Below are 23,524 nucleotides of genomic sequence, written 5' to 3'. Positions count from 1 at the left end.
TTCGCATGAAACTTTTGGATCGCCGGCGCGTTGCTGAGCCCGGCTGGATGAAGAGGTAGTTGTGATGGCTGGTGGGAAGTGGGTCTACACCTTCGGCGACGGCAAGGCCGAGGGTGAAGCGGGCATGAAGAACCTGCTCGGCGGCAAGGGTGCAAACCTCGCCGAGATGAGCAATCTGGGCTTGCCGGTTCCGCCCGGCTTTACGATCACCACCGAGGTCTGCACCCATTATTACGATAATGGCAAGAATTTCCCGTCCGATCTCGCCGGGCAGGTGAAGGCTGCGCTTGCCGAGATGGGGCGTCTCACCGGCAAGCTCTTCGGCGATCCTGCCAATCCGCTTCTGGTGTCGGTGCGCTCCGGCGCTCGCGCCTCGATGCCAGGCATGATGGACACCGTCCTCAACCTTGGCCTCAACGACGTCACCGTCGAGGCCGTGGCGAAGGCCTCGGGCGACGCCCGCTTCGCCTGGGACAGCTATCGCCGCTTCATCACCATGTATTCGAACGTCGTGCTCGACGTCGATCACGGCCATTTCGAGGAGGCGCTCGAAGACTACAAGGAGCGCAAGGGCTTGCATCTCGATACCGATCTCTCGGCCGATGACTGGAAGGTGCTTGTCGGTCGTTACAAGGACATCGTGAAGAAGGCGCTCGGTGCCGAGTTCCCGCAGGAGCCGCAGGAGCAGCTCTGGGGCGCCGTCGGCGCAGTGTTCTCGTCCTGGATGAATGCCCGCGCGATCAAATACCGCGAACTCAACAATATCCCTGCCTCCTGGGGCACGGCCGTCAATGTCCAGTCGATGGTGTTCGGCAACATGGGCGAGACCTCGGCCACCGGCGTCGCCTTCACCCGCAATCCCTCGACCGGCGAGAACGCGCTCTATGGCGAGTTTCTGATCAATGCGCAGGGTGAGGATGTCGTTGCCGGCATCCGCACTCCGCAGGACATCACCGAGGTGGCGCGTCAGGCCGCCGGCTCGGACAAGCCTTCCATGGAGAAGGCGATGCCCGCGGCCTATGCCGAGCTCTGCCGGATCTACGGCATCCTCGAGAAGCATTATCGCGACATGCAGGACATGGAGTTCACCATCCAGGAGGGCAAGCTCTGGATGCTGCAGACCCGGTCCGGCAAGCGTACCGCCAAGGCCGCGCTCAGGATCGCGGTCGATCTGGCACAGGAGGGATTGATCGGCGAGGAGGAGGCGATCGGCCGCGTCGAGCCCGGCGCCCTCGAACAGCTCCTGCACCCGGCGATCGATCCCAAGGCCGAGCGCCGCGTGCTGACGACCGGCCTGCCGGCTTCGCCCGGTGCGGCGGCCGGGGAGATCGTCTTCAATTCAGACGATGCGGAGGCTGCCAAGAAGACAGGCCGCAAGGTCATCCTGGTCCGGGTCGAGACCAGTCCGGAAGATATCCACGGCATGCATGCCGCCGAAGGCATCTTGACCACGCGTGGCGGCATGACCTCGCATGCGGCGGTCGTGGCGCGCGGGATGGGCAAGCCCTGCGTCTCCGGCGCCGGCCAGATCCGGGTCGACTATGCCAAGGGCACGCTGACGGTGGGGCCGACCACGCTGCGGGCCGGCGATTTCATCACGATCGACGGCACCCTCGGCCAGGTTCTGCTTGGCGAGGTCAAGATGCAACAGCCGGAGCTTTCCGGCGATTTCGGCACGCTGATGGGCTGGGCCGACAAGGTTCGGCGCCTCAAGGTCCGTGCCAATGCCGAGACGCCGCGCGATGCCCGCGCGGCCCGCGATTTCGGCGCCGAGGGCATCGGGCTCTGCCGCACCGAGCACATGTTCTTCGACGAGGATCGCATCCTGCCGATGCGGGAGATGATCCTCGCCGGCGACGACAAGGGACGGCGCGACGCGCTGGCCAAGCTCCTGCCGATGCAGCGGCAGGATTTCGTCGAGCTCTTCACCATCATGCAGGGCCTGCCGGTCACGATCCGGCTGCTCGATCCGCCGCTGCACGAGTTCCTGCCGCATACCGACGAGGAGATCGCCGAGGTGGCGCGCGCCATGGCGGTGACGCCGGACGTGCTCCGGCGCCGGGCGGCCGAGCTGCACGAGTTCAACCCGATGCTCGGCTTCCGCGGCTGCAGGCTGGCGGTGGCGTACCCTGAAATCGCCGAGATGCAGGCCCGCGCCATCTTCGAGGCCGCCGTGATCTCGGCGCGCGAGACCGGCAAGCCGGTCATCCCGGAGGTGATGGTGCCGCTGGTGATGGGCGTCGCCGAGTTCGACCTCGTCAAGGCCCGCATCGACGCCATGGCGAAGGCCGTGATCGGCGAGAGCAAGACCGAGTTCACCTATCAGGTCGGCACGATGATCGAGCTGCCGCGCGCCGCCTTGCGTGCCGAGGAGATCGCCCGCAGCGCCGAATTCTTCTCCTTCGGCACCAATGACCTGACCCAGACCACGCTCGGCATCAGCCGCGACGACGCGGGTTCCTTCCTCGGCTCCTATACCGCCAAGGGCATCCTGGAATTCGACCCCTTCGTCACCATCGACCAGGAGGGCGTCGGCGAACTCGTCAAGCTCGCGGTCGAGCGCGGTCGCCGGAGCCGTCCGCGGATCAAGCTGGGCATCTGCGGCGAGCATGGTGGCGACCCCGCCTCGATCGGCTTCTGCGAGAGCATCGGTCTCGACTACGTCTCCTGCTCGCCCTTCCGGGTGCCGATCGCACGCCTGGCCGCGGCGCAAGCCGCACTGGGCGCGATCAAGGCCAAGGACGCCTGAGCAGGGAGATCCTGATGGTCGGCCTCGAGCCGACCATCTCCTGGACGTCGGTCCCGGGCCTGCGCCATGCTCGGCCTGAGACCGACAATCCTGCATTGCCGCGAGAACGGCCGCCGGTCTAGTTTCGCGCCATGCAGACGCGTATCGGCCAACTCTCCCGCCCCTTCGGCAAGCTCTATTACGAGGTCACGGGCTCTGGCCCGCCCATCGTCTTCGCTCATGGACTGGGCGGCAATCATTTGTCCTGGTGGCAGCAGGTCGCTCATTTCAGTCCGCAGTACAGCTGCGTCACCTTCGCTCATCGCGGTTTCGCGCCGTCGGAGCCGGTGGCCGGAGGCCCCGATCCGGCAGACTATGCCGGCGACCTCGCCGCGCTGATCACCCATCTGTCGTTGGAGCGGCCGGTTCTGGTCGCGCAATCCATGGGCGGCTGGAGTTGTGTGGATTATGCGCTGGCGAACCCCGGTCGGGTGAGCGGGCTCGTCATGGCCTGCACCACCGGCACGCTCGATTTCGGCAAGGCCGGAAGGAATATCTCGAGCGAACTCGCGGCCTGGCAGCAGCGTGTCGATGAGACACTGCCGCGTTGGGCCAGGAGCGGTATCCATCCTGCCTGCGGCGAAGCCTTCGCGAAACGCTTGCCGGCGCTCTACGAACTCTACAAATCGATCGACCGCATCAATGCAGGTCTGGACAAGGCGCTGGTTCGGCAACGCATCTGGGAGGCGCGCAACCGCCCGCCGTCCGACCTCGCCGCACTCGATTGTCCAGCCTTGTTCCTGTCCGGCGCCGACGACCTCGTCGTCCCGCCTTGTGGCGTCGCGGCGGTCGCTGCCCATGCTCCCAGGGGCCGCTTCGTCAGCGTTCCCGAAACCGGCCATTCCGTCTATTTCGAGGATGCGGCGCGCTTCAATGCCGAGCTCGACCGCTTCATCTCCGAGTTGAAGGGCTGAACCGTGCCGTCTCGCGCGCTCACCACGATCGGCTTCGATGCCGATGACACGCTCTGGCAGAACGAGCAGTTCTTCCGGCTGACGGAGGAGCGTTTCGTCGCCCTGCTCGGCGAGCACGGCGAAGCCGCCGAAATCTCCGGCAGGTTGCTGGACGCCGAGCGTCGCAATCTCGGCTTCTACGGATTTGGCATCAAGGGCTTCACGCTCTCGATGATCGAGACCGCGATCGAGGTCACAGGCGGCAATGTGCCGGCTTCCGTCATCGCCGAAATCCTTGCCGCCGGGCGCGAGATGCTGGCGCATCCGGTCGAGACGCTTCCGGGGGCACAGGAAACACTGGAGGCGCTGGCCTCCGAATACAGGTTGGTCCTGATCACCAAGGGCGATCTTTTCGATCAGGAACGCAAGCTCGCCCAGTCCGGGCTGGGCGATTTCTTCCAGGCGGTCGAGATCGTCAGCGACAAGAGTGTCACGACCTATGAACGCATCTTCGCGCGTCATGGTGACGGGCCGAGACATGCGATGATGGTGGGTAACTCGCTGAAGTCGGACATCGTGCCGGCGCTGCAGGCGGGGGCCTGGGCTGTGCATGTGCCGCATGAGCTGACCTGGGTGCTCGAACATGCCGAGGAACCGGTCGCGGAGCAGCGCTATCGCCGCCTGGCGGATCTTGGCGGCCTCGTCGGGCTTCTGGGCGAGATCGAATGAGCGCTAGCGACGGCCCCTGGTCGGACCATCCGCCGCGTCAAAGCTGAGGAGCGGCCCGGAAGGCATCCGTTCCAGGGCGCAAGCGAGCAGTCCCCGTTCGAAGACCAGATCGGCAAAGAGTTCGGCCTGCCGATTGACATCGCTCATTGCGGTTATTCTGTCGGCACGCCGACGAAGACGTTGATGCGACGGGTCGAGGGATGCAGCCTCGACGCAGAGCGGGCCTCCGCGGGCCGCCTTCTCCGATGCTCCCGTCTTGCGCGGATGCCGGGAAGGGGGCGCCGTTGCGCATCAGGGCGCTGCGCTGGACCCGCATTGCAATTTATGCTAGTGCCGCCCATGTAAGACGAGATGCGGCCGGGTTCTGGCCAATCCTCCGCGCGGGATTTCCCGGTCGGCGGGCACGATTCAGATCCACCACACATCGTTATCAAGGCCACGGCGAGGCGTCCGCGCGTCAAGTCGTGTCTTCCACATACGAACGCGGATCTGAAACGTAAGGACTACCCTATGAACAAGGGCACCGTGAAGTGGTTCAACACCACCAAGGGCTATGGCTTCATCACCCCTGAGGCCGGCGGCCAGGACGTTTTCGTCCACATCAGCGCTGTCGAGCGTGCTGGTCTGCGCGAACTTCGCGATGGTCAGGTCGTCTCCTTCGAGCTGATCGCCGATCGCAAGACCGGCAAGTCCTCGGCCGGCAACCTCGTCGTCGCCTGAGGCTGAATACTGACCGGGAGGGTGCTCGCACTCTCCCGGCTCTCTCTATCGATACCTTTACAACAATACCTTTCGGCGCAGTGGCTAGCGGTTCGCCGGGCGGAATGACGTACTTCAATGCCGAACCCATTCGGTGGCGCAGCCGGTTTCCACATGCGCCCCTTGCGTTTCGGCTTCAGAAAGACCTGTTTTGACACAATTTACAGACCTCGGCCTCGCCGAGCAGCTTCTCAAGGCGCTCGCGGCTGAAGGTTATTCCAAGCCGACGCCCATCCAGGCGCAGGCCATCCCCCCTATTCTCGAAGGCAAGGATCTGTTCGGCGCGGCCCAGACGGGCACGGGCAAGACGGCCGCCTTCTCGCTGCCGATGCTGCACCGGTTGCTGAACAACCCCCGGCGCATGCAGCCGCGTTCGGTGCGCGCACTCATCCTGAGCCCGACGCGTGAGCTTGCGGCGCAGATCGAGACCAGCATCCGCACCTACGCCCAGTTCACCACGGTCAAATCGGCCGTGATCTTCGGCGGCGTGCCAGTCGGCAAGCAGATCCGTGCGCTTGGCCAGACCGTCGACATCCTCGTCGCCACGCCCGGCCGCCTGCTTGATCTCGTCGACCAGCGCGCAGTCTCGCTGCGCGAGATCGAGTTCCTGGTGCTCGACGAGGCCGATCAGATGCTTGATCTCGGCTTCATCCATGCCCTGCGCCGGATTGCGACGCTGATCCCGGCCAAGCGCCAGACGCTTCTGTTCTCGGCGACCATGCCGAAGCAGATCCGCGAGATCGCCTCGGCCTATCTGACCAATCCGGTCGAGGTCGCGGTGACGCCGGTTGCCACGACTGCCGAGAAGGTCGAGCAGCGCGTCATCTTCACCGATCCCGGCCACAAGCCGGCGCTGCTGGCGAAGACGCTCGGCGTGGCGGAGATGGAGCGCGCGATCGTGTTCACGCGCACCAAGCACGGTGCGGACAAGGTCGTGCGCCAGCTCGAGCAGTCCGGCATCAAGTCGGCTGCCATCCACGGCAACAAGAGCCAGGGCCAGCGCGAGCGCGCTCTCGGCGCTTTCCGTGATGGCGAACTGCGCATTCTGGTCGCGACCGATATCGCGGCGCGCGGCATCGATGTCGACGGCGTCAGCCATGTCGTCAATTTCGACCTGCCGAACGTGGCGGAAACCTATGTCCACCGCATCGGCCGCACCGCGCGCGCTGGTGCCACCGGCGTCGCCATTGCCTTCTGCACCCCGGAAGAGCGCGGCGATCTGGCGGCGATCGAGAAGCTGACCCGCGTTTCGCTGACCCCGGTCGGCGAGGTGCCGCACTGGGATGGTCGCACGCCCAAGAAGCCGCCGCAGAACCAGGGTCGCGGCCGCAATGGCCAGGGCTCCGGTGGCGGGCGCGATCATGGCCGGCCGCAGGGCCAGCGCCAGGGCGCGAAGCCGCAGCAGGCGGGCAAGCCCCAGCATGCCGCCGGTCAGCGCAGCGAGACTCCGCGCAATGACCGTCCGCCGCAGCGCACTGAGGCGCCTTCGGCGCGAAAAGACAGCGTTGCCGGCAAGGAAGGACTTGGCGGCGTCGCGTTCTTGCAGCAAAGAACAGAGCAACGTCGCAATGGCGGCGCCCGGCGCCGCGCGAACTGACGCGCGGATAGCCAGGGGACGATCGGGCCGGCGGATCCCTCTGATCCGGTCGTCCGCCCAAGGCGCAGAAGAAGGACCAAGGAATGGCGAAAGAAGAACTTCTCGAGTTCGACGGCACGGTGGTCGAGGTGCTGCCCGATGGAAACTATCGGGTGAAGCTCGACAATGACCATGTGATCCTGGCCTACGCGGCCGGCAAGATGAAGAAGAACCGCATCCGCACGATCGCCGGAGACCGGGTCGTCGTCGAGATGTCGCCTTATGATCTTGATCGCGGCCGCATCAACTTCCGTCAGAAGACGGCGGGACCGGCTCCGGGTGGGCCGCCGCGCAATCAGAACTTCCGTCGGCGTTGAGCCACAGCATGCGCTTCAGCCGGGTTGAACTGCTCTTCCTCGCTGCAGGCGCAGGCCTCGGAGGCCTTGTCGCACTCGCGGCTCACATTGGATGGCTGGCGGGATCGGCAGCTTTCCCGCGCTATCTGTTCGTCCTGATCGGGCTCGGCCTCATCGAAGTCGTCTTTGGTTTCGTGACGGGCCGTCCGCCCGGCGCCCTTGTCGGGATGCCCGCCCGGATCCTGGCCTTCGTGCTCGGTCTTGGCGTCCTGGCGCTGGTCACCGGCGGCATCGCCTGACTGCCTGCCATATTCCCCAAACACATGAAGGACCGCGCGCTGGCGCGGGATGCCGAGTGCTGGTCAGCATCGGGGAGACGTGCTAATATCCTTATGCTCAAAACGAGCATAGCTGGCTAGCAACAGGCCGGCGGCGACCCGGAGCGGAGCTCCGGCATCGCAGGGATGAGGAGGATGCCATGTCTTTGGGCTTGGAAAAGACTCGGGGCTTCGAGGCCGACAACGCTGTCGCCCCGGTCACTGTCGCGCGCCGCAGGGACGATCCGCGCTTCCGACCATTGCCGATGCCAGACCTGACCTGGACGCCTGAGGTCGAGGCCGCGACCGCGCATCTCTACGAGAAGGTCAAGGCCGTCATTCCGGCGGTGGAGTGGCCCTTCTTCGCGCCGACGATCAAGGCGATCAACGAGCTGAAACAGGTCCGCAACGCGGTCATCCTCGGCCATAACTACATGACGCCGGAGATCTTCCATTGTGTCTCCGACATCGTCGGCGACTCCTTGCAGCTCGCCAAGGTGGCCTCGAAGACCAAGGCAGAGGTCATCGTGCAGGGCGGCGTGCATTTCATGGCCGAGACCTCGAAGCTGCTCAGCCCCGACAAGATCGTGCTGATGCCGGACATGAAGGCCGGCTGCTCGCTGGCCTCTTCGATCACGGGCGCCGATATCCGTCTGTTGCGCGAGCGCTATCCCGGCCGTCCGGTCGTCGCCTATGTCAACACCTCGGCCGATGTGAAGGCGGAGGTCGATATCTGCTGCACCTCGTCGAATGCCGTGCAGGTGGTCGAGAGCCTGGGCGTGCCGGAAGTCATCTTCGTGCCTGACCAGTATCTGGCGAAGAACGTCGCGGCGCAGACCAAGGTGAAGATCATCTCCTGGGCAGGCGCCTGCGAGGTGCATGAGCGCTTCACCGCCGAAGAGCTCGTGCGCTACCGCGAGGCCGATCCGAGCATCAAAATCGTCGCCCATCCGGAATGCCCGCCGGAAGTCGTGGCAGTTGCCGATTACGCTGGTTCGACCAAGGGCATGATCGACTGGGTCAAGCATGAGCTGCCGGGCCGCGTCCTGCTCGTCACCGAATGCTCAATGGCGGACAATGTTGCAGCCGAGACGAAGGGCGTCGAATTCGTGCGGCCCTGCAATCTCTGCCCGCATATGAAGCGCATTACCTTGCCCAAGATCCTCGAGTCGCTGGTCTATATGCAGCACGAGGTGGTGATCGATCCGGCGATGGCCGAGAAGGCCCGGCGCTCGGTTGAGCGAATGGTCAACCTGACGATGTAAACCCGCATGCCTCTCCCTTCAGGGGGAGGGGCGCTGGCGGCGGATTGGCCCTCATGCCTGACATCCAAGCGGATATCCTCATCGTCGGCGGCGGGCTGGCGGGGCTGTTCACGGCCTTGAAACTGGCGCCGCTGCCCTGCACGGTGCTGGCGCCGCGCCCGCTCGGCGAGGGCTCTTCCTCGAGCTGGGCGCAAGGCGGCATTGCCGCGGCGATGTCCGAGGGCGACACGGCCGGCAAACACGCTGCCGATACGATCGCGGCGGGTGCCGGCATCGTCGACGAGGCCGTCGCGCATATGGTTGCCAATGAGGCTGCCGAACGCGTCCATGATCTTCTGTCCTATGGCGTCCCCTTCGATCGCGATCTCGCCGGGCGACTCGTGCAGTCGCGCGAGGCCGCGCATTCGGAGCATCGTGTCGTCCGCGTCGGCGGCGATGGTGCCGGCGCCGCGATCATGCAGGCGCTGATTGCGACGGTGCGGCAGACGCCTTCGATCACCGTCCGGGAAGGGTTCATTGCCGAGGACCTGCTTCTTACCGATGGCGCCTGCACGGGTGTGCTGGCGCGCGGCGAGCACGGGGCGGCGCGCGAGGCGACGCGATTTCATGCCGTCGCGACCGTGTTGGCCACGGGAGGCATCGGCCATCTCTACGCGCTGACCACGAACCCGGCGGAGGCGCGTGGCGAAGGACTGGCCATGGCGGCACGCGCCGGCGCGACGATTGCCGATGCGGAGTTCGTGCAGTTTCATCCAACCGCGCTGGCGCTCGGGCTCGACCCAGCCCCGCTGGCGACCGAAGCGATCCGGGGCGATGGCGGCATTCTCGTCAATGCCGCTGGCGAGCGGTTCATGCTGGCTGCCCACAAGGACGTCGAGCTCGCCCCACGCGATATCGTGGCGCGCGCCGTCTTCGCCGAGATCGCGGCCGGGCGCGGTGCCTTCCTCGATGCAAGGGCGGCGATCGGCACGGAGTTTTCCGAGCGCTTTCCCGCCGTCACCGCCGCCTGCCGCAAGGCGGGCATCGATCCAGCGACCGAGCTCATGCCGGTGGCGCCGGCCGAGCACTACCACATGGGTGGTGTGGCGACGGACGCTCATGGTTGCACGACGCTTCCCGGCCTCTATGCCGCCGGTGAAGTGGCCAGTACCGGCTTGCATGGTGCCAACCGTCTCGCCTCGAATTCCCTTCTGGAGGCGGTGGTCTTCGGCGCACGTGTCGCCGAGCACCTGAAGGGCCGCCCGTTGGTGATGAGAACCAGGGGGAAGCCTGTCCGCATGAGCGGCACGGCAGCCTGCTTGCCGACAGCCGCGGACCAGCGCGCGATCGAGCGCTTGCGCGCGATCATGTCGGATAGGGCCGGCGTGGTGCGTGGCGGGCCAGGGCTGCTTGCCGCGTCGCGTCAGCTCCAGGCCATCGCCGAGGCTGCGGACAGTTCGACGCTCGTCAACATGGCGAGCGCCGCTCTCATCATCGTTGCCGCAGCGCTTGCCCGGCGCGAGAGCCGTGGCGGCCATTGGCGCAGCGATTTTCCGCAAGCCAGCGCGGCGCTGGCGACGCGCAGCAAGCTGACATTATCGGCGCCGCCTGCCGCGCGCCGCGCCCTGTCCTGATCCGGAGCCCGACGTGAGCCAAGCCGTCCTCAATCCCCTGCTCATCACCGAAGCGGTGCGTGCCGCTCTGATCGAGGATCTCGGCCGGGCCGGTGACATCACCACCCTTGCGACGATTCCGGCCGGCAAGCGGGCAAGCGCGGTGATCGCCGCGCGCAAGAGCGGCATCGTTGCCGGGCTGCCCTTCGCCCGCGAAACCTTCCGGCAATACGACCCGTCGGTTCGCTTCGAGGCCGCCATGTCGGACGGCGACAGGCTCGAACCCGGCGCCATTGTGGCTCGCATCGAGGGGGAGGCCCGCTCTGTCCTCTCGGCAGAGCGTGTCGCCTTGAATTACATGGGCCGACTCTCGGGCATCGCTACACTGGCAGCGGCCTATGTAGCCAAGGCCGCGGGCACGAAGGCGATGATCGTCGACACCCGCAAGACCACGCCAGGCCTGCGCGCGTTCGAGAAATACGCCGTTTGCTGCGGTGGCGCCGGCAACCATCGCTATGGGCTCGATGACGCCATCCTGATCAAGGACAATCATGTCGCCGTCGCCGGCGGCATTCGCCCCGCCTTGCAGGCGGCCAAGCGCCAGGCCGGTAACTTCGTCAAGATCGAGATCGAGGTCGATACCCTGGCCCAGCTCGAGGAGGTCCTCGCCGAGGGGGCCGACATCGTCATGCTCGACAACATGTCCGTTGCGGATCTGACCACGGGCGTTGCGATGGTCGGCGGCCGCATGAAGGTCGAGGCCTCCGGCGGCATCACGCTCGACACTGTCGCGGCGATTGCGGCGACCGGCGTCGACATGATCTCGGTGGGCGCCCTGACCCATTCCGCCAGCGTGCTCGACCTCGGGCTCGATATCGAGATCGCATGAAAAAAGCCCCGGCCGAAGCCGGGGCGTAAGGTCGTTTCCGTGGTTAAAAGGGTCTGCGTCTAAACTCTTGGTAGGCGTGAACTCAATAGCGGCCGCGCGCCCAGTATTGCGAGCCAGGGCTCATCAGCACCTGGCGTTGGCGGGTTTCGTAGAGAGCGGGGATCGTCTCGTGCACGACCTGCGTCTGGCGCACCATGACCTTGCGCTGACGCTGGCCATAGACGGCGGGCAGGGTCTCGTAATCGGTGCTCGCCGGGCTGATCTCGACCGTACGCTGCTGGATGCCGTAGCGCGCGGGAACATCGACCCAGCAACCGGTGACGTTGCCATAGAGATCGCGGCTCACCTCCCAGCGACGCCCCGCCGGTGAGATCAGGACCTGTTCGGCAACCGTGCTGTACTGGGCCGGGCGATAGCGCGGGATGACCCGCTGCGGATGCACCATCACCTGCTCGGTGACGTATTCATATTCGGCCGGAATGATGCGCGACTGCGTCTGGGCCGGGCGCGCGACATAGGTCTCGTTGATCGTGCCATAGACCGGGGGCGACTGCTGCAGCGTGTAGCAGGCGGAGCCATAGCAGCCACCGCCAGCCTGGGCGCCCTGGGCGCCGAGCAGCAGCGCGGCCGCAGCCACCGAAGCGGCCAATGCGGAAGCGGAAAGCACCTTGCCTCGCATGTCTGACTCCGACCTCCCCGGCGGCGTTCTGGCGCCGCCGTGTTGGAGGCAGAAAGCCAGCCGGCAGTGATGAACGCAAGGTAAACGCGAAAACAAGGTAAAATTAACCATGATCCGGCGCGTCCGGCAAGGCCTCGAATACTGAATTGGAATGCAAAGGCAGCAGGCCGGCGAGCCCTACGCAGCGGAAGCCTCCCGGCTCAAGGGTAGAGCGGGCCGCAAGTCCCGGCCGGGCACGGTGGCAAGAACGATTTCGTTCAGCGTGCAGCCGAGATGGACGCAGCTTCGGGCTGTATCCCCCGGGCTCAGATCACGTTCCGCTCGGACCAGCAGAGGCGCAGCAGGACAGGTTGCCGGATCCTCCGTTCACAGCCTCCTGAATGGGTGGGCAGGGAACCGAGCCATAGGAACAGAACACGCAGCAATCACCCTGCTTCGGCCGGAGCAATGCGCCGCATCCCTTGCATTCGTAGAAGAACTGGCAGGCGTCGGTCGGCATCGTCTCGGCCGCCGCGTGTCGGCAATGCGGGCAGGTAATCAGGGACTGAAGCTGCATTCAATTCACGCGCGGTTCTGAGGCATCAGGCTTCATAGATGCAATTCCAAGCGACGGGCCGGGTCAAGCTGACAGGACGACTTTCATGAGCGTCCTGTCTGGTGCTGCCCGGAAGGATCAGGTCCTGGCGCAGTGGCTTTCGCTGAGCACCCTCATTGAGCCGACAGAGGTTTCCAGGGCAGGGGGGCCTCCCGTGGGGTGACCTCCGGGCCGGCCAGAGGTGCCTCGATACAGCCTCGCTCCCGCAAGCCAAGACCCCGCATTCTCGCAAACAAGCCCGGTATTCAATCTGTTTGGAGTCAGGGCCCGCGGTTGAAAATTCAGGATAGACTAAGTCTGGCCCGGCCTCAGCTGATAGAAGACGTGCCGGCCGATCACATCCATTTTCTTCAGCTTCTTGGCCCAGTACGGCCGAACATAGTCCGCGTGGTAATGCGTGGAGGCGCCGACATCCGCGAGATAGGTCGTGCCCTCAAAGACCTCGCGTGCGATGCGCACGGAGGCGCGCCACGGCTCGGGCTCGGTGATGCGCAGCGACTTGCCCTCGCAGGCGAAGGTGAACTGGCAGGCGAGGTAGCGGTTCCGGTTCTGGTAGACCACGCCGCAGACCGAGTCCGGATAAAGCCCGCTCTTCACCCGGTTGAGCACGACCTGCGCGACCGCAGCCCGGCCTTCCTCGGATTCCGAACGAGCCTCGAAATAGACGGCTTCGGCGAGGCAGCGCTGCTCGCGCGCCATGTTCTCTGGCAGGATCAGCCCGGTATAAATCTGTTTCGGCCCCGGATCGCTCTTGCGCGCGACGCTGGTTGCGGGAGCGGCGGCCTTGCCGATGGCGGCGGGCCGTGCGGCGGCCACGGCCGGCGGCGTCGTCGGCGCGATCGTGGCGACGCTGTAGTTCACGGCCGGAGTCGATGAGGCCCGTGCTGCGGGCTGCGGAACCGAGGGCGTCGAGCCGTCGATGCTCTCGAGATGCAGTTCGGCTTCCCGCGGCGAGGTGATGATCCGCTTCGGCGAACTCGGCGAGGAGTCCGAGAGGGCTGGGTCGGTCAGTCCCTCGTCATTGGAATAGGGCTCGAACCCCACTTGCGGACCGTCGCTGCTTTCGCCCTCGCGCACGGCGTCGAGCGCAAAGCCGCCCGAAATCAGGCCCGGCTGGTTGTCGCCGAAGACGACACGTTCGAGCTCGCGTGGCTGCGGGGTAAGCGTCAGGCCCGGGCGCAGGCCGGGCAGCAGGTCGCCCTTGGCGCTGCGGTCGACCTCGGGGAAGGCGCTTGCCGTGCGCTTCATATCCTCGCGCGGCTGGCGCGGATCGATGGCGATGCGCCGTTCGGGGTCGTCGAAGGAGAGATGAGCCTGTTGGATCGAGGATGACAGCGTGAGGCCCGGCAGGCGGAAGGCGCTGGCCGCAACCAGCATCGAAGGGCCTTCCTCGAGCATGGATTCGGGCGAGGGCGCTGCGCGCCGCAGCATGGAATAGGGAATTGCGTCGCCGTCGTGATTTTGCCCGGCGGATGCGGTGAAGGAAACCAGCAGCCCGACGGACAGCGCCCAGGGCGCGACCGTGGCCAGGGCCCATTTCAGACCCAGCGCTCTGATTCGCCTCGTGCGACGCCGTAACCGCAACTGACTCAACGCTCTGCCCGCCTTGACAACACCGGGGGTCGGCCGCGCAGCCAAGGCGCGCTTTTCGACGATCCCGTTATCCATCCGGTAGGGTTGAGAGCCGGTTAATGCCGCGCTCGGGCGCGCGTTCTTCGGCGACCCGCGTTCCATGTGCGGCCGTGATGTGGAATTTCACGAAAAGACGTTGTTGCGGCGCGGGACGAAACGATAACGTGCAGCCACACGTTTAGACTTGCTCTCCTTCTGTCCTATTGTCGGAGCTCCCAATGAGTGCGGCCACTGGGCGCAGATACGCGCCTGAAATCGTCGTCGCTGCCGGCTGTCTGATCGCGCTGATCACCTTCGGCCCCCGCGCCAGCGCCGGTCTGTTCCAGATCCCGATGACGCTGGAATTCGGCTGGGGGCGCGACACGTTCAGTATCGCCATTGCCCTGCAGAACCTGCTCTGGGGCCTCGGCGCTCCCTTTGCCGGCGCCGTGGCCGACCGGTTCGGCACGGTGCGGGTGCTGTGCTTCGGTGCGTTGCTCTATGCCGCCGGCCTCGTCGTCATGGCCTATGCCACGACGCCGATGACGATGCATCTCGGCGCCGGCGTGCTGATCGGCTTCGGCCTTTCGGCCTGTTCGTTCAATCTCGTGCTGGCTGCCTTCGGCAAGCTGCTGCCGGAGCAATGGCGCCCGATGGCATTCGGTGCCGGCACCGCGGCCGGCTCCTTCGGCCAGTTCCTGTTCCCGCCGATCGGCAACATCATGATCGAGCAGATCGGCTGGCATCAGGCGCTTGTCGTCTTCGCCGGCTCGGTGCTGCTGGTGATGCCGCTCGCCATCATGCTGGGAACGCGCAAGACCGGAGAGGCCAGGCAGGTCGCTTCGGCTGTCAACCTGCCCAACCAGAGCGTCACGCAGGCCCTGTCGGAGGCTTTCAAGCATCGCAGCTACGTCCTGCTCGTGCTTGGCTTCTTCACCTGCGGCTTCCAGCTCGCTTTCATCACCGCGCATATGCCGGCCTATCTCAAGGATGCCGGGATGCCGGCCTGGGTCGGCGGCTGGACACTTGCCGTGATCGGTCTCGCGAATGCGGCGGGTTCTCTCGGCTCCGGCTGGCTGACCTCCCGCATGCCGAAGCGCCATTTGCTGGCCTGGATCTATCTGGGGCGTGCGGTTGCCATCGCAGCCTTCATCCTGCTGCCGGCCAGCCCGGCCACCGCGCTGGCCTTCGGCGTCGTGATCGGCCTGTTCTGGCTCTCCACCGTGCCGCCGACCTCCTCGCTGGTCATGCTGATGTTCGGCACGAAATACATGGCGATGCTCTACGGCTTCGCCTTCTTCTCGCATCAGGTCGGCGGTTTCCTCGGCGTGCTGCTCGGTGGCATCCTCTATGAGCGGACCGGCTCCTACGAGATCGTCTGGTGGCTTTCGGTCGCTCTGGGTGTCGCCTCCGCCCTGATCAACCTGCCGATCGTCGAGAAGCCCGTGACGCGCGCGGTGCCGCAGCCCGCCTGATCGGGACGGGGCAAAGACGCACATGCTTGCGCCTTGCGGATTGCCCGGGCTCGTTCCACTCCTGTCGTGACCAGTTGGCACGACAGGAGTGATGCATGTCCAGCTTCAAGGCGCTCGTCGCGACGAAGGGCGAAACCGGCCCGAACCTCGCCTTTACGGATTTCGCCGAAGCCGATCTGATGGAAGGTGACGTCACCGTCCGCGTCACGCACTCGACCGTGAACTACAAGGATGGGCTCGCGATCACTGGCAAGGCGCCGGTGATCCGGCGCTGGCCGATGATTCCCGGGATCGATTTCTCCGGCCGGGTCGAGACCTCCAGCCACCCCGATTTCAAGCCGGGCGATCTCGTCATCCTGGATGGCTGGGGCACGGGTGAGACCCATCTTGGCGCTTATGCCCAGAAAAGCCGGGTCAAGGGTGACTGGCTGGTGCCGCTGCCGGCCGGCATGACCCCGGCCGACGCCATGGCGATCGGTACCGCGGGCTACACCGCGATGCTCTGCGTGCTGGCGCTGGAGAGGCACGGGCTGAAACCCGCTGATGGCCCGGTTGTGGTCACCGGTGCTGCCGGCGGCGTCGGCTCGGTCGCGATCGCGCTTTTGGCGAAGGCGGGCTGGCATGTCATCGCCTCGACCGGCCGCGCCGAGGAGGCCGACTACCTCAAGGGCCTCGGTGCAGCCGAGATCATCGACCGCAACGAACTCTCCAACCCCGGCAAGCCGCTGGCCAAGGAGCGCTGGATCGCCGGCGTCGACGCGGTCGGCTCGCATACGCTCGCCAATCTGCTGGCGATGACCCGGTACGGCGGCGCCGTTGCTGCCTGCGGCCTGGCCCAGGGCATGGATCTGCCGGCTTCGGTTGCACCCTTCATCCTGCGCGGCGTCTCGCTGCTCGGAGTCGATTCGGTGATGTGCCCGAAACCACGCAGGCTCGAGGCCTGGGCGCGGCTGGCTTCCGATCTCGATCGCGACAAGCTTGCTGCCATGACCTCGACGATTCCGTTGGAGAGCGTGATCGAGACCGGCAAGGCGATCGTCGAGGGCAAGGTGCGGGGCCGGGTGGTGGTTGAGGTGGGCTGAGGCGATAAGACCTAAAACTCGGCTATTCGCTTTTCGAACAACGTCTGCAGCCTCTGATCAGCTTGCGATAGATCCGTGAACGGGGTGGATTCGTTGCCATCAACGATCCAGTACCTCACGGTTCCATCGCGGGCTTCCGTGATATCGACCAAGCGTCCCTTTCTCTCCTGTTTATAGAATACGACCATCTTTCCTTGATAGTCTCGGAATTTTACATTCGAGATTGAGTTAAACAGGTTGATGTTCCCCGAAGAAAGAAACGCAAGCCGTCGCCTAATGCTTTCAAAAGCGTCGAGTTCGGCCACCGTCGTCACAATTCCAGAAGACGAGATGGTGGGAGTTGGCGTGGCCGCCTCCTCAATCGCCGGGTCGGCTCTCGGGGTTGGCTTCGGGGCGTTCGCCGGAATGTCGAGGCGTTTCAGCACATTAGAAGTAAAGACGTCGTTGAAAGCTGCCTTGCTGATTGCTCTATACCCATCAATAGCATTGGCTCGAATGTGCTTGATGTCGTTCTCTTTGAGAAGAAAACGAGTAAATTCGACAGATGGTTCGTTGAACTGATCAGAAAGGTAGTCGAAGAAAGCTCTGTGGGTCAGGCTTCGCCTCGCGTTCTCGGCGACAGTTTCAGGGTCGAACTTTCCTTTGGTTAAAGCAAATAGGCCTTCAATTACCGTGTCTGAAATCTGGGCTTTGGCAACTTTATCGAAGTCGACGATCAAAAATGGATCATCGTCCATTAAATTGGGTTCAGCTGAATCGACGAAGAATTCGTAGATTATTCCGTCTGTCAGCATGCCCAGTTTGACGGATTTTGCGGCGTTAAAGTAGCTTTTAAGTTGACCTCGATCGTCCTTTCTGCCGTTTCCTGCGGTTTTGCATTCGATCGCTATGACTGGCTTCATGTCTTTCAGGATAGCGTAATCTACCCGATTTCTGTATTTTTCTGAGAAATCGGCCGCGTGCTCTGCCGCGACTTCGGTAGGGTCTCTGTCATCATAGCCAAGAACAGATATGAATGGCAGTATCAGTGCGACCTTAGTTGCTTCTTCATTCTTGATGTGCTCGCGAACGCGTTGCACCCGCTCGCTGAAAGACACTAGGTTCGCGCGAAAATCGTCAATCGTAGCCATTTTGAATTTGCTCCCCCTCCCAAAGCAGTTAGGGCAAGCTTAGCGTGTGTCCTAAGGTATGCTCAATCTAATATGATAGCTTCCCTCTGCGTGAAGGCGGGGGCGAAGTAGGCTGACGCTCAGCCCGTCCCCTCGATCAGGCCGCGGTGCTTCGCGAGTTCGTTTCCGCAAAAGTCCATGAAGGCGCGCACCCGCGGCGCGTTGCGGATATCGGGATGGGTCAGGATCCATAGCCCCGTCGAGAAATCCGGATTGGGCGCCGTCAGGCGCGTCAGGCTGGGGCGTTGATCGGCGATGAAGCAGGGCAGGGGGCCGATGCCGATCCCCTGTTCGACGGCTTCGGTGAGGCCGAGTACGGCCGAGCATTTGAGCGCGATCCGCTCCGGCGCGACATGGTCGCGGACATGGCGTGCCGCCTTTACATAACCGAGCTGGTCGCCGAGCGTGACCCAGTCCCGTTCGAAGAGGACGGCAGGATCGGCGGCTTCCTCCGAGGTGAGCCCGTCCTCGCTGCGGCCATAGATCGCCCAGTTCAGTGTCGCGAGCCGGCGCCCGACCAGGGTTTCCCCGGGCGAATCGCTGGCCCGGATCGCGACATCGGCGTCGCGCTTCGAGAGGTTGAGCGTCTGGTAGCCGATGGCGACATCCAGCCGGATTGCCGGATGCGCCTGGCGGAACGCCGCGAAGATCGGCAGCAGCATGTTGAGGAAGAGCGTATCGGTCGTGGTGACGCGGACCTCGCCGGACGGGGCGACATCGCGCCCGGCCAGGCGCCGGTCGAAGGCGGTGACATCCTCCTCCATGCGGCTCGCCAGGACGGCCATCTCTTCGCCGGCGCAGGTAGCGACATAGCCCGTCTTGTGGCGTTCGAAGAGGGGCAGGCCGAGCTGCTCCTCGATCTGCCCGAGCCGGCGGAACACGGTGGAATGATTGACCCCAAGAGCAGCAGCCGCACCCGTCAGGCCGCCGTGATCGGCGATCGCCTTGACCAGCCTGAAATCATCCCAGGCGAGATTGGACTTCATCGACGCAGGCTCCGGTTGCGGCGGCAGCATCGCGATATCTTGCGCAATTGCAAGGCGCTGTTTGCGGGGCTCAGCGCGGTGCCGCAGCGCGCCTCAGCCGGTCGTTGATGGCTTCCCCGAGGCCGTGCGCGGGCACCGATGCGATCGCAATCGCCTTGGGGCCCTGCGCATCGAGCTGGCGCATGTAGCCGAAGAGATTGGCTGCAGCTTCCGCGAGATCGCCGCGCGGGCTCAGGTTGAGCGAAATCGCCGGCGCGACGAAGCCCGCTGGCTCCGGTCCGAAGCCGAGCCAGGCTTCTCCGGTGCGGGGCGCTTCGGCGTCCAGCCGCACCGCGGCAGCGGGCGCGTAATGCGAGGCGAGCAGTCCGGGCGAAATCGGTGCGGCGCCAGCCTCGCCGGCGAGCACCAGCGGGCGGCCGATCACGCCCTCGATCGCCGCGCGGGAGACGCCGCCCGGTCGAAGCAGCCTGGGCGCCCCATCGAGGCAGGCGATGATCGTCGACTCGACACCGACCTCGGCCGGCCCGGCATCGACCACGGCATCGATCCGGCCATCGAGATCGGCCAGCACATGCTCTGCGCTGGTGGCGCTGACCCGGCCCGACCGGTTGGCGGAGGGTGCGGCGATCGGGCGTCCGGCTGCTTCGAGAATGGCATGGGCAAGCGGATGCGACGGCACGCGCAACGCGACGGAGGCAAGCCCGGCGCGTGCCAACTCGCTGACCTGGCAGGCGGACGAAGCCGGCACCACCAGCGTCAAGGGGCCCGGCCAGAAGGCCTTTGCCAGTGCCARCGCATTGGCGTCGAACAGGCCCTCGCGCCGCGCTGCCTCGACGCTCGGCAGATGTGAGATCAGCGGATTGAAGCTCGGCCGCTCCTTTGCCGCATAGATGCCGGCGACGGCGTGGCCGGATGTCGCGTCGGCCGCCAATCCATAGACGGTCTCCGTCGGCAGCGCGACGAGGCCTCCGGCGCGCAGCAGGCGCGCGGCCTCGGCAATGCCTTCGGCATCGGCCTGCAGAATGCGGGTCGGACGTATCCCGGAGCCCGTTGACCTGGAATGGTTCATATATAAACTGTGTTGTGCGGCAGTGCGTATGGCGGAAAGTCGTGAGGCTGGCGCGTGGCGAAGGGGATAGTTCGTCGCTAACATCGCCGTCAACGCATAACGACGGCAGCAGACCTTGCGCCGGCACATTGCCAGGCGGGCAGGGCATTCAGGGAGAAGGCCATGAGCTATCGCGCCCCGGTCGAGGACATCGTCGCCACCTTGCGCCATGTGGCAGGGCTGGACCGGCTCGTTGCCGATGGCCTGGCCCCCGAGCTCGACGGCGGAATGACCGAAGCGATCCTCGGCGAGGCGGCGAAATTTGCGGGCGATGTGATCGCGCCGCTCAATATGGTCGGCGACAAGGTCGGTTCGACGCTGAGGGATGGCGCGGTGTCCACGCCGCCCGGCTGGAAGGAGGCCTACAAGGCCTGGGCCGAGGCTGGCTGGAACGCACTGCCGGCTCCGGAAGCCTATGGCGGGCAGGGCCTGCCGGCGCTGGTGCAGTCGGCCTGCACCGAGATGTGGAACTCCGCCGCCTTCGCCTTCGCGCTTGGTCCGCTGCTCACCGTCGGTGCGATCGAGGCACTGCATACCCATGGCTCGGCGGAACTGAAGGAGACCTATCTCGCCAAGCTCGTCTCCGGCGAGTGGATGGGTACGATGAACCTCACCGAACCGCAGGCCGGCTCCGACCTCAACGCGCTGCGCTCGAAGGCCGAGCGCGCCGGGGACGGCACCTATCGCATCACCGGCCAGAAGATCTTCATCACCTATGGCGAGCACGACATGACCGAGAATATCGTGCATCTCGTCCTTGCCCGACTGCCCGATGCGCCTCCCGGCACACGCGGCATCTCGCTCTTCCTCGTGCCGAAATACCTCGTCAACGCAGATGGAACGCTCGGCGGCCATAACGACCTGCGCTGCTCCGGGATCGAGCACAAGCTCGGCATCCATGCCTCACCGACCTGCTCGATGGCCTATGGCGACAATGGCGGAGCGATCGGTTGGCTGATCGGCGAGGAGAACCGTGGCCTCGCCTGCATGTTCACGATGATGAATAACGCCCGGCTGAACGTGGCGCTCCAAGGCGTCGCCATCGCCGAGCGGGCCTATCAGCAGGCGCTCGCCTTCGCGCATGAACGCAAGCAGGGCGCGGCACTCGATGCGCCGAAAGGCGCGCCGATGAGCCCGATCATCGTGCATCCCGACATTCGCCGTATGCTGATGGAGATGCGGGCCAAGACGCAGGCGGCGCGTGCGATTGCCTACATGGTCGCGGAAGCGCTCGATCGTTCGCATCGCGAGACCGATATCGGCAAGCGCAAGCAGGCCGCCGAACGCACCGCGATTCTGACGCCGGTGGCGAAGGCCTATGCGACGGATATCGGCGTCGAAGTCGCCTCGACAGGCATCCAGGTCCATGGCGGCATGGGCTATGTCGAGGAGACCGGCGCGGCCCAGCATCTGCGCGATGCCCGCATCGCCACGATCTACGAGGGGACCAACGGCATCCAGGCCATCGATCTCGTGCAGCGCAAGCTGCCGCTGTCCGGCGGCGATGCCGTCAGGGCGTTGATCGCCGAGATGCGGGGCGTGGCGGACGAGGTTGCGGCGGCCAACACGCCCGGCTTCGGCCGCACCGCCGATCGGCTGAAGAGCGCGGTCGACGCGCTGGAGCGTGCAACCGAGTGGATGCTCGCGACCATGGGGGCGAAACCTGCCGAGGTGCTCGCCGGTGCGACGCCCTATCTCAAGCTCTTCGCGCTGGCGCAGGGTGGAACCGGGCTGGCGAAGAAGGCGCTCGCCATGCGCACTGAGGAAGGCGGCGCCGCAGCCGTGGCGACTGCCCGCTTCTTTGCCGAGCATGGCGCCATCGAGGCCCCGGGGCTGGAACTCGCCGTGACGGAAGGCGCTGGCGCCGTGACCGAGGCCGACATGGTCTTCGCCGCGTGAACGGGGCGCCGTGCGCCTCAGCCGGCGTTGCGCACGCGCATGTGCAGGAACAGCGGCGCGACGCGGGTATCCGCGAGATAGGGCTCGCGCGCCGCCGTTTCGGCATCGACCGTCGGCTCGTGCATATGCTCGATGGTGAAGCCCGTCGTGATGAGGAGGTTGACCCACTCGCTCAGTGTGCGGTGGAAGCGCGGCACCTTGAACGGCTCGACCTTGGCCTTCTCATGCTCGGGCGCAGCGCCGAAGCGCCAGGTCTCGATCTCGCCATCGGTGGCGCGGAAATACTCGCGCACCTCGATCCCGAATACGGTCTTGTTCTCGTCGCGCAGAACCCGCCGGAACGGCGTGGCGAAGCAAGGGTGCAGGATCGAGAATTGCAGGAAGCCGCCGGGTCGCAGGACGCGTTCGGCTTCGGCCAGGACGCGATCCTGCCGCGGCATATCCATCAGGGACATGAAGGCGGTCGCGAAATCGAAACTCCCGTCGGCGAAGGGCAGATCCATGCCGTCGGCGACCTGGTAGGCGATGCCGAGCGGAGCGACCGCTTCCGCCTCCCGTGCATGCCGAATGAAGGTCGGCGCGATATCGATGCCGGTCATCCGCGCGCCGGCCTGCGCAATGCGGCGCGTATTGGCGCCTTCGCCGCAGCCGATGTCGAGCCCCTCGAGCCCGGCGACAGAGGGCAGGTTCGCCATGAAGGCCGGCGTGTTCTGGGCATCCCGATAAAGGTCGTAGCCGGCGCGCGCATGGCGCGTCCAGGTTTCGGCATTGGCCTCCCAGCAGGCGGCGACGTCTGCGCTGTCCATTCCGGCTCTCCTGATTCGGGGGACGGTCCGTCTAGAGGATTGCCGATGCCTGCGCTACCGGAATTGTCGCTCCGGTGGTGACCAGCGCCGACCTTGCGGCAGCGCCGCTCGCTAGCCGCATCTGCCTCGTTGCGGGAGCCTCGCGCGGCCTGGGGCGCGGCATCGCGCGGGCCCTGGGCGAAGCAGGGGCAACCGTCATCGTTACCGGCCGCTCCAGCGAGGCCGGCCCCCGCACGGAGCAGCGGCCGGAGACTTTTGAGGACACGGCGCGCGAGGTCGAGGCGGCCGGCGGCAAAGGGCATCCCTATCGCTGCGACCATACGCAGGAGCGCGAGGTCGATCAGCTTGTCTCCTGGGCTCTGCGACGCTTCGGCCGGCTCGATTGCGTCGTCGATGCGGTCTGGGGCGGCAATGAGGGCTATGACGGCGACAGGTACCCCGACGGATCGGCCTTTGGCACGCCGTTCTGGCGCCGCCCGGCTGCACGGTTGGGCCAGGGCTTCGAGAGTGGCGTCTATGCGCAGCTCCTGCTGGCGAAGGCCGTTGCGCCGGCCATGGTCCAGATGCGCAAGGGGCTGATCGTCACCGTGGGTTTCGATACCGGTGCGGGCTATCTCGGCGATGTCGTCTACGATCTCGCCAAGGCTGCGATGAACCGGCTGACCTTCGCCATGGCGCAGGAACTCAGGCCTTACGGTGTCACCGCGCTCGGCCTCTCGCCCGGCCATGTCCTGACCGAGCGCGTGCAGGATGCCGGCATGGCGGCCGAGACGACGGAGACGCCACTCTATGCCGGCAGGGCCGTCGCCGCGCTCGCCGCTGATCCCGATGTCAACCGGCACGCCGGGACCGTGCTGCATGTTGCCGATCTCGCGCGAGCCTATGGCTTCACCGATAAGGACGGCACTCAGCCGGACCGTTTCACCATTCCAGATTGAGAGGGAGAGAGA

22 protein-coding genes are annotated in these 23,524 nt (G+C 65.4%); 14 read left to right on the top strand and 8 right to left on the bottom strand.

What is annotated here, in order from left to right; genetic code table 11:
- Positions 1–64: 64 nt before the first annotated feature.
- The 3 genes from ppdK (at position 65) to AC1DW9_RS15890 (ending at position 4,410) form a co-directional block, all read left to right on the top strand.
- A complete protein-coding gene (gene ppdK / locus AC1DW9_RS15900) occupies positions 65–2,749 on the top strand; it encodes a pyruvate, phosphate dikinase (RefSeq protein WP_441506510.1) in 2,685 nt (894 codons plus the stop codon).
- A gap of 131 nt (positions 2,750–2,880) precedes the next feature.
- Positions 2,881–3,702 (top strand): alpha/beta fold hydrolase, encoded by an 822-nt coding sequence (locus tag AC1DW9_RS15895; RefSeq protein WP_476769647.1) that lies wholly within the window; start codon positions 2,881–2,883, stop codon positions 3,700–3,702.
- A 3-nt stretch (positions 3,703–3,705) separates the two neighbouring features.
- Positions 3,706–4,410, top strand: a complete 705-nt coding sequence (locus tag AC1DW9_RS15890) for an HAD-IA family hydrolase (RefSeq protein ID WP_441506512.1) — start codon at positions 3,706–3,708, stop codon at positions 4,408–4,410.
- 3 nt (positions 4,411–4,413) lie between these two features.
- Here AC1DW9_RS15890 and AC1DW9_RS15885 read toward each other — a convergent pair whose 3' ends face one another.
- Complete coding sequence (locus AC1DW9_RS15885) at positions 4,414–4,557, bottom strand: hypothetical protein (RefSeq protein WP_476769646.1); 144 nt, start codon at positions 4,555–4,557, stop codon at positions 4,414–4,416.
- Positions 4,558–4,920: 363 nt separating this feature from the next.
- On the opposite strand from AC1DW9_RS15885, the gene AC1DW9_RS15880 reads away from it, so the two are divergent.
- The 7 genes from AC1DW9_RS15880 (at position 4,921) to nadC (ending at position 11,164) form a co-directional block, all read left to right on the top strand.
- Entirely contained in the window at positions 4,921–5,130 is a 210-nt protein-coding gene (locus AC1DW9_RS15880; RefSeq protein ID WP_043233725.1) for a cold-shock protein, read from the top strand.
- A 190-nt stretch (positions 5,131–5,320) separates the two neighbouring features.
- Complete coding sequence (locus AC1DW9_RS15875) at positions 5,321–6,766, top strand: DEAD/DEAH box helicase (protein ID WP_441506513.1); 1,446 nt, start codon at positions 5,321–5,323, stop codon at positions 6,764–6,766.
- Between the two features lie 83 nt (positions 6,767–6,849).
- Complete coding sequence (infA, locus tag AC1DW9_RS15870; RefSeq protein ID WP_054207590.1) at positions 6,850–7,122, top strand: translation initiation factor IF-1; 273 nt, start codon at positions 6,850–6,852, stop codon at positions 7,120–7,122.
- 8 nt (positions 7,123–7,130) lie between these two features.
- Entirely contained in the window at positions 7,131–7,400 is a 270-nt protein-coding gene (locus AC1DW9_RS15865; protein WP_441506514.1) for a hypothetical protein, read from the top strand.
- A gap of 179 nt (positions 7,401–7,579) precedes the next feature.
- The gene (nadA, locus tag AC1DW9_RS15860; RefSeq protein WP_441506515.1) at positions 7,580–8,683 is read left to right on the top strand and encodes a quinolinate synthase NadA; all 1,104 of its coding nucleotides are present in this window, start codon (positions 7,580–7,582) and stop codon (positions 8,681–8,683) included.
- Between the two features lie 53 nt (positions 8,684–8,736).
- Positions 8,737–10,296, top strand: coding sequence for an L-aspartate oxidase (locus tag AC1DW9_RS15855; RefSeq protein WP_441506516.1), 1,560 nt, complete (start codon positions 8,737–8,739; stop codon positions 10,294–10,296).
- 13 nt (positions 10,297–10,309) lie between these two features.
- Positions 10,310–11,164: a carboxylating nicotinate-nucleotide diphosphorylase gene (gene nadC, locus AC1DW9_RS15850; RefSeq protein WP_441506517.1), complete on the top strand. Its 855-nt coding sequence runs from the start codon at positions 10,310–10,312 to the stop codon at positions 11,162–11,164.
- An 82-nt stretch (positions 11,165–11,246) separates the two neighbouring features.
- Here nadC and AC1DW9_RS15845 read toward each other — a convergent pair whose 3' ends face one another.
- From AC1DW9_RS15845 to AC1DW9_RS15835, 3 genes are all read right to left on the bottom strand, one after another.
- On the bottom strand, positions 11,247–11,843 hold the full coding sequence (locus AC1DW9_RS15845; protein WP_441506518.1) for a hypothetical protein: 597 nt from the start codon (positions 11,841–11,843) through the stop codon (positions 11,247–11,249).
- Between the two features lie 310 nt (positions 11,844–12,153).
- On the bottom strand, positions 12,154–12,399 hold the full coding sequence (locus tag AC1DW9_RS15840) for a GDCCVxC domain-containing (seleno)protein (protein ID WP_441506519.1): 246 nt from the start codon (positions 12,397–12,399) through the stop codon (positions 12,154–12,156).
- Positions 12,400–12,729: 330 nt separating this feature from the next.
- Entirely contained in the window at positions 12,730–13,815 is a 1,086-nt protein-coding gene (locus AC1DW9_RS15835; protein WP_476769642.1) for a cell wall hydrolase, read from the bottom strand.
- Positions 13,816–14,288: 473 nt separating this feature from the next.
- Here AC1DW9_RS15835 and AC1DW9_RS15830 point away from each other — a divergent pair, with 473 nt between their 5' ends.
- A complete protein-coding gene (locus AC1DW9_RS15830) occupies positions 14,289–15,524 on the top strand; it encodes an MFS transporter (RefSeq protein ID WP_441506521.1) in 1,236 nt (411 codons plus the stop codon).
- A 95-nt stretch (positions 15,525–15,619) separates the two neighbouring features.
- Positions 15,620–16,606, top strand: coding sequence for an acrylyl-CoA reductase (NADPH) (gene acuI / locus AC1DW9_RS15825; RefSeq protein ID WP_441506522.1), 987 nt, complete (start codon positions 15,620–15,622; stop codon positions 16,604–16,606).
- A gap of 11 nt (positions 16,607–16,617) precedes the next feature.
- Here acuI and AC1DW9_RS15820 read toward each other — a convergent pair whose 3' ends face one another.
- From AC1DW9_RS15820 to AC1DW9_RS15810, 3 genes are all read right to left on the bottom strand, one after another.
- On the bottom strand, positions 16,618–17,736 hold the full coding sequence (locus AC1DW9_RS15820; protein WP_476776308.1) for a type I restriction enzyme HsdR N-terminal domain-containing protein: 1,119 nt from the start codon (positions 17,734–17,736) through the stop codon (positions 16,618–16,620).
- Between the two features lie 119 nt (positions 17,737–17,855).
- A complete protein-coding gene (locus AC1DW9_RS15815) occupies positions 17,856–18,761 on the bottom strand; it encodes a LysR family transcriptional regulator (protein WP_441489010.1) in 906 nt (301 codons plus the stop codon).
- Positions 18,762–18,831: 70 nt separating this feature from the next.
- Complete coding sequence (locus AC1DW9_RS15810) at positions 18,832–19,830, bottom strand: L-threonylcarbamoyladenylate synthase (protein ID WP_441489011.1); 999 nt, start codon at positions 19,828–19,830, stop codon at positions 18,832–18,834.
- Positions 19,831–19,992: 162 nt separating this feature from the next.
- On the opposite strand from AC1DW9_RS15810, the gene AC1DW9_RS15805 reads away from it, so the two are divergent.
- Complete coding sequence (locus AC1DW9_RS15805) at positions 19,993–21,768, top strand: acyl-CoA dehydrogenase family protein (protein WP_441506524.1); 1,776 nt, start codon at positions 19,993–19,995, stop codon at positions 21,766–21,768.
- A 17-nt stretch (positions 21,769–21,785) separates the two neighbouring features.
- On the opposite strand, the gene AC1DW9_RS15800 is transcribed toward AC1DW9_RS15805, so the two are convergent.
- On the bottom strand, positions 21,786–22,574 hold the full coding sequence (locus AC1DW9_RS15800; RefSeq protein ID WP_476776310.1) for a class I SAM-dependent methyltransferase: 789 nt from the start codon (positions 22,572–22,574) through the stop codon (positions 21,786–21,788).
- Positions 22,575–22,651: 77 nt separating this feature from the next.
- On the opposite strand from AC1DW9_RS15800, the gene AC1DW9_RS15795 reads away from it, so the two are divergent.
- Positions 22,652–23,512, top strand: coding sequence for an SDR family NAD(P)-dependent oxidoreductase (locus tag AC1DW9_RS15795; protein ID WP_476776311.1), 861 nt, complete (start codon positions 22,652–22,654; stop codon positions 23,510–23,512).
- Positions 23,513–23,524 lie beyond the last annotated feature (12 nt).

This window comes from Allobosea sp. P4_E12 (genome assembly GCF_056401655.1).
The sequence above is the reverse complement of the archived record's forward strand: the minus strand, read 5'-3'. Positions and strand labels throughout refer to the sequence as shown.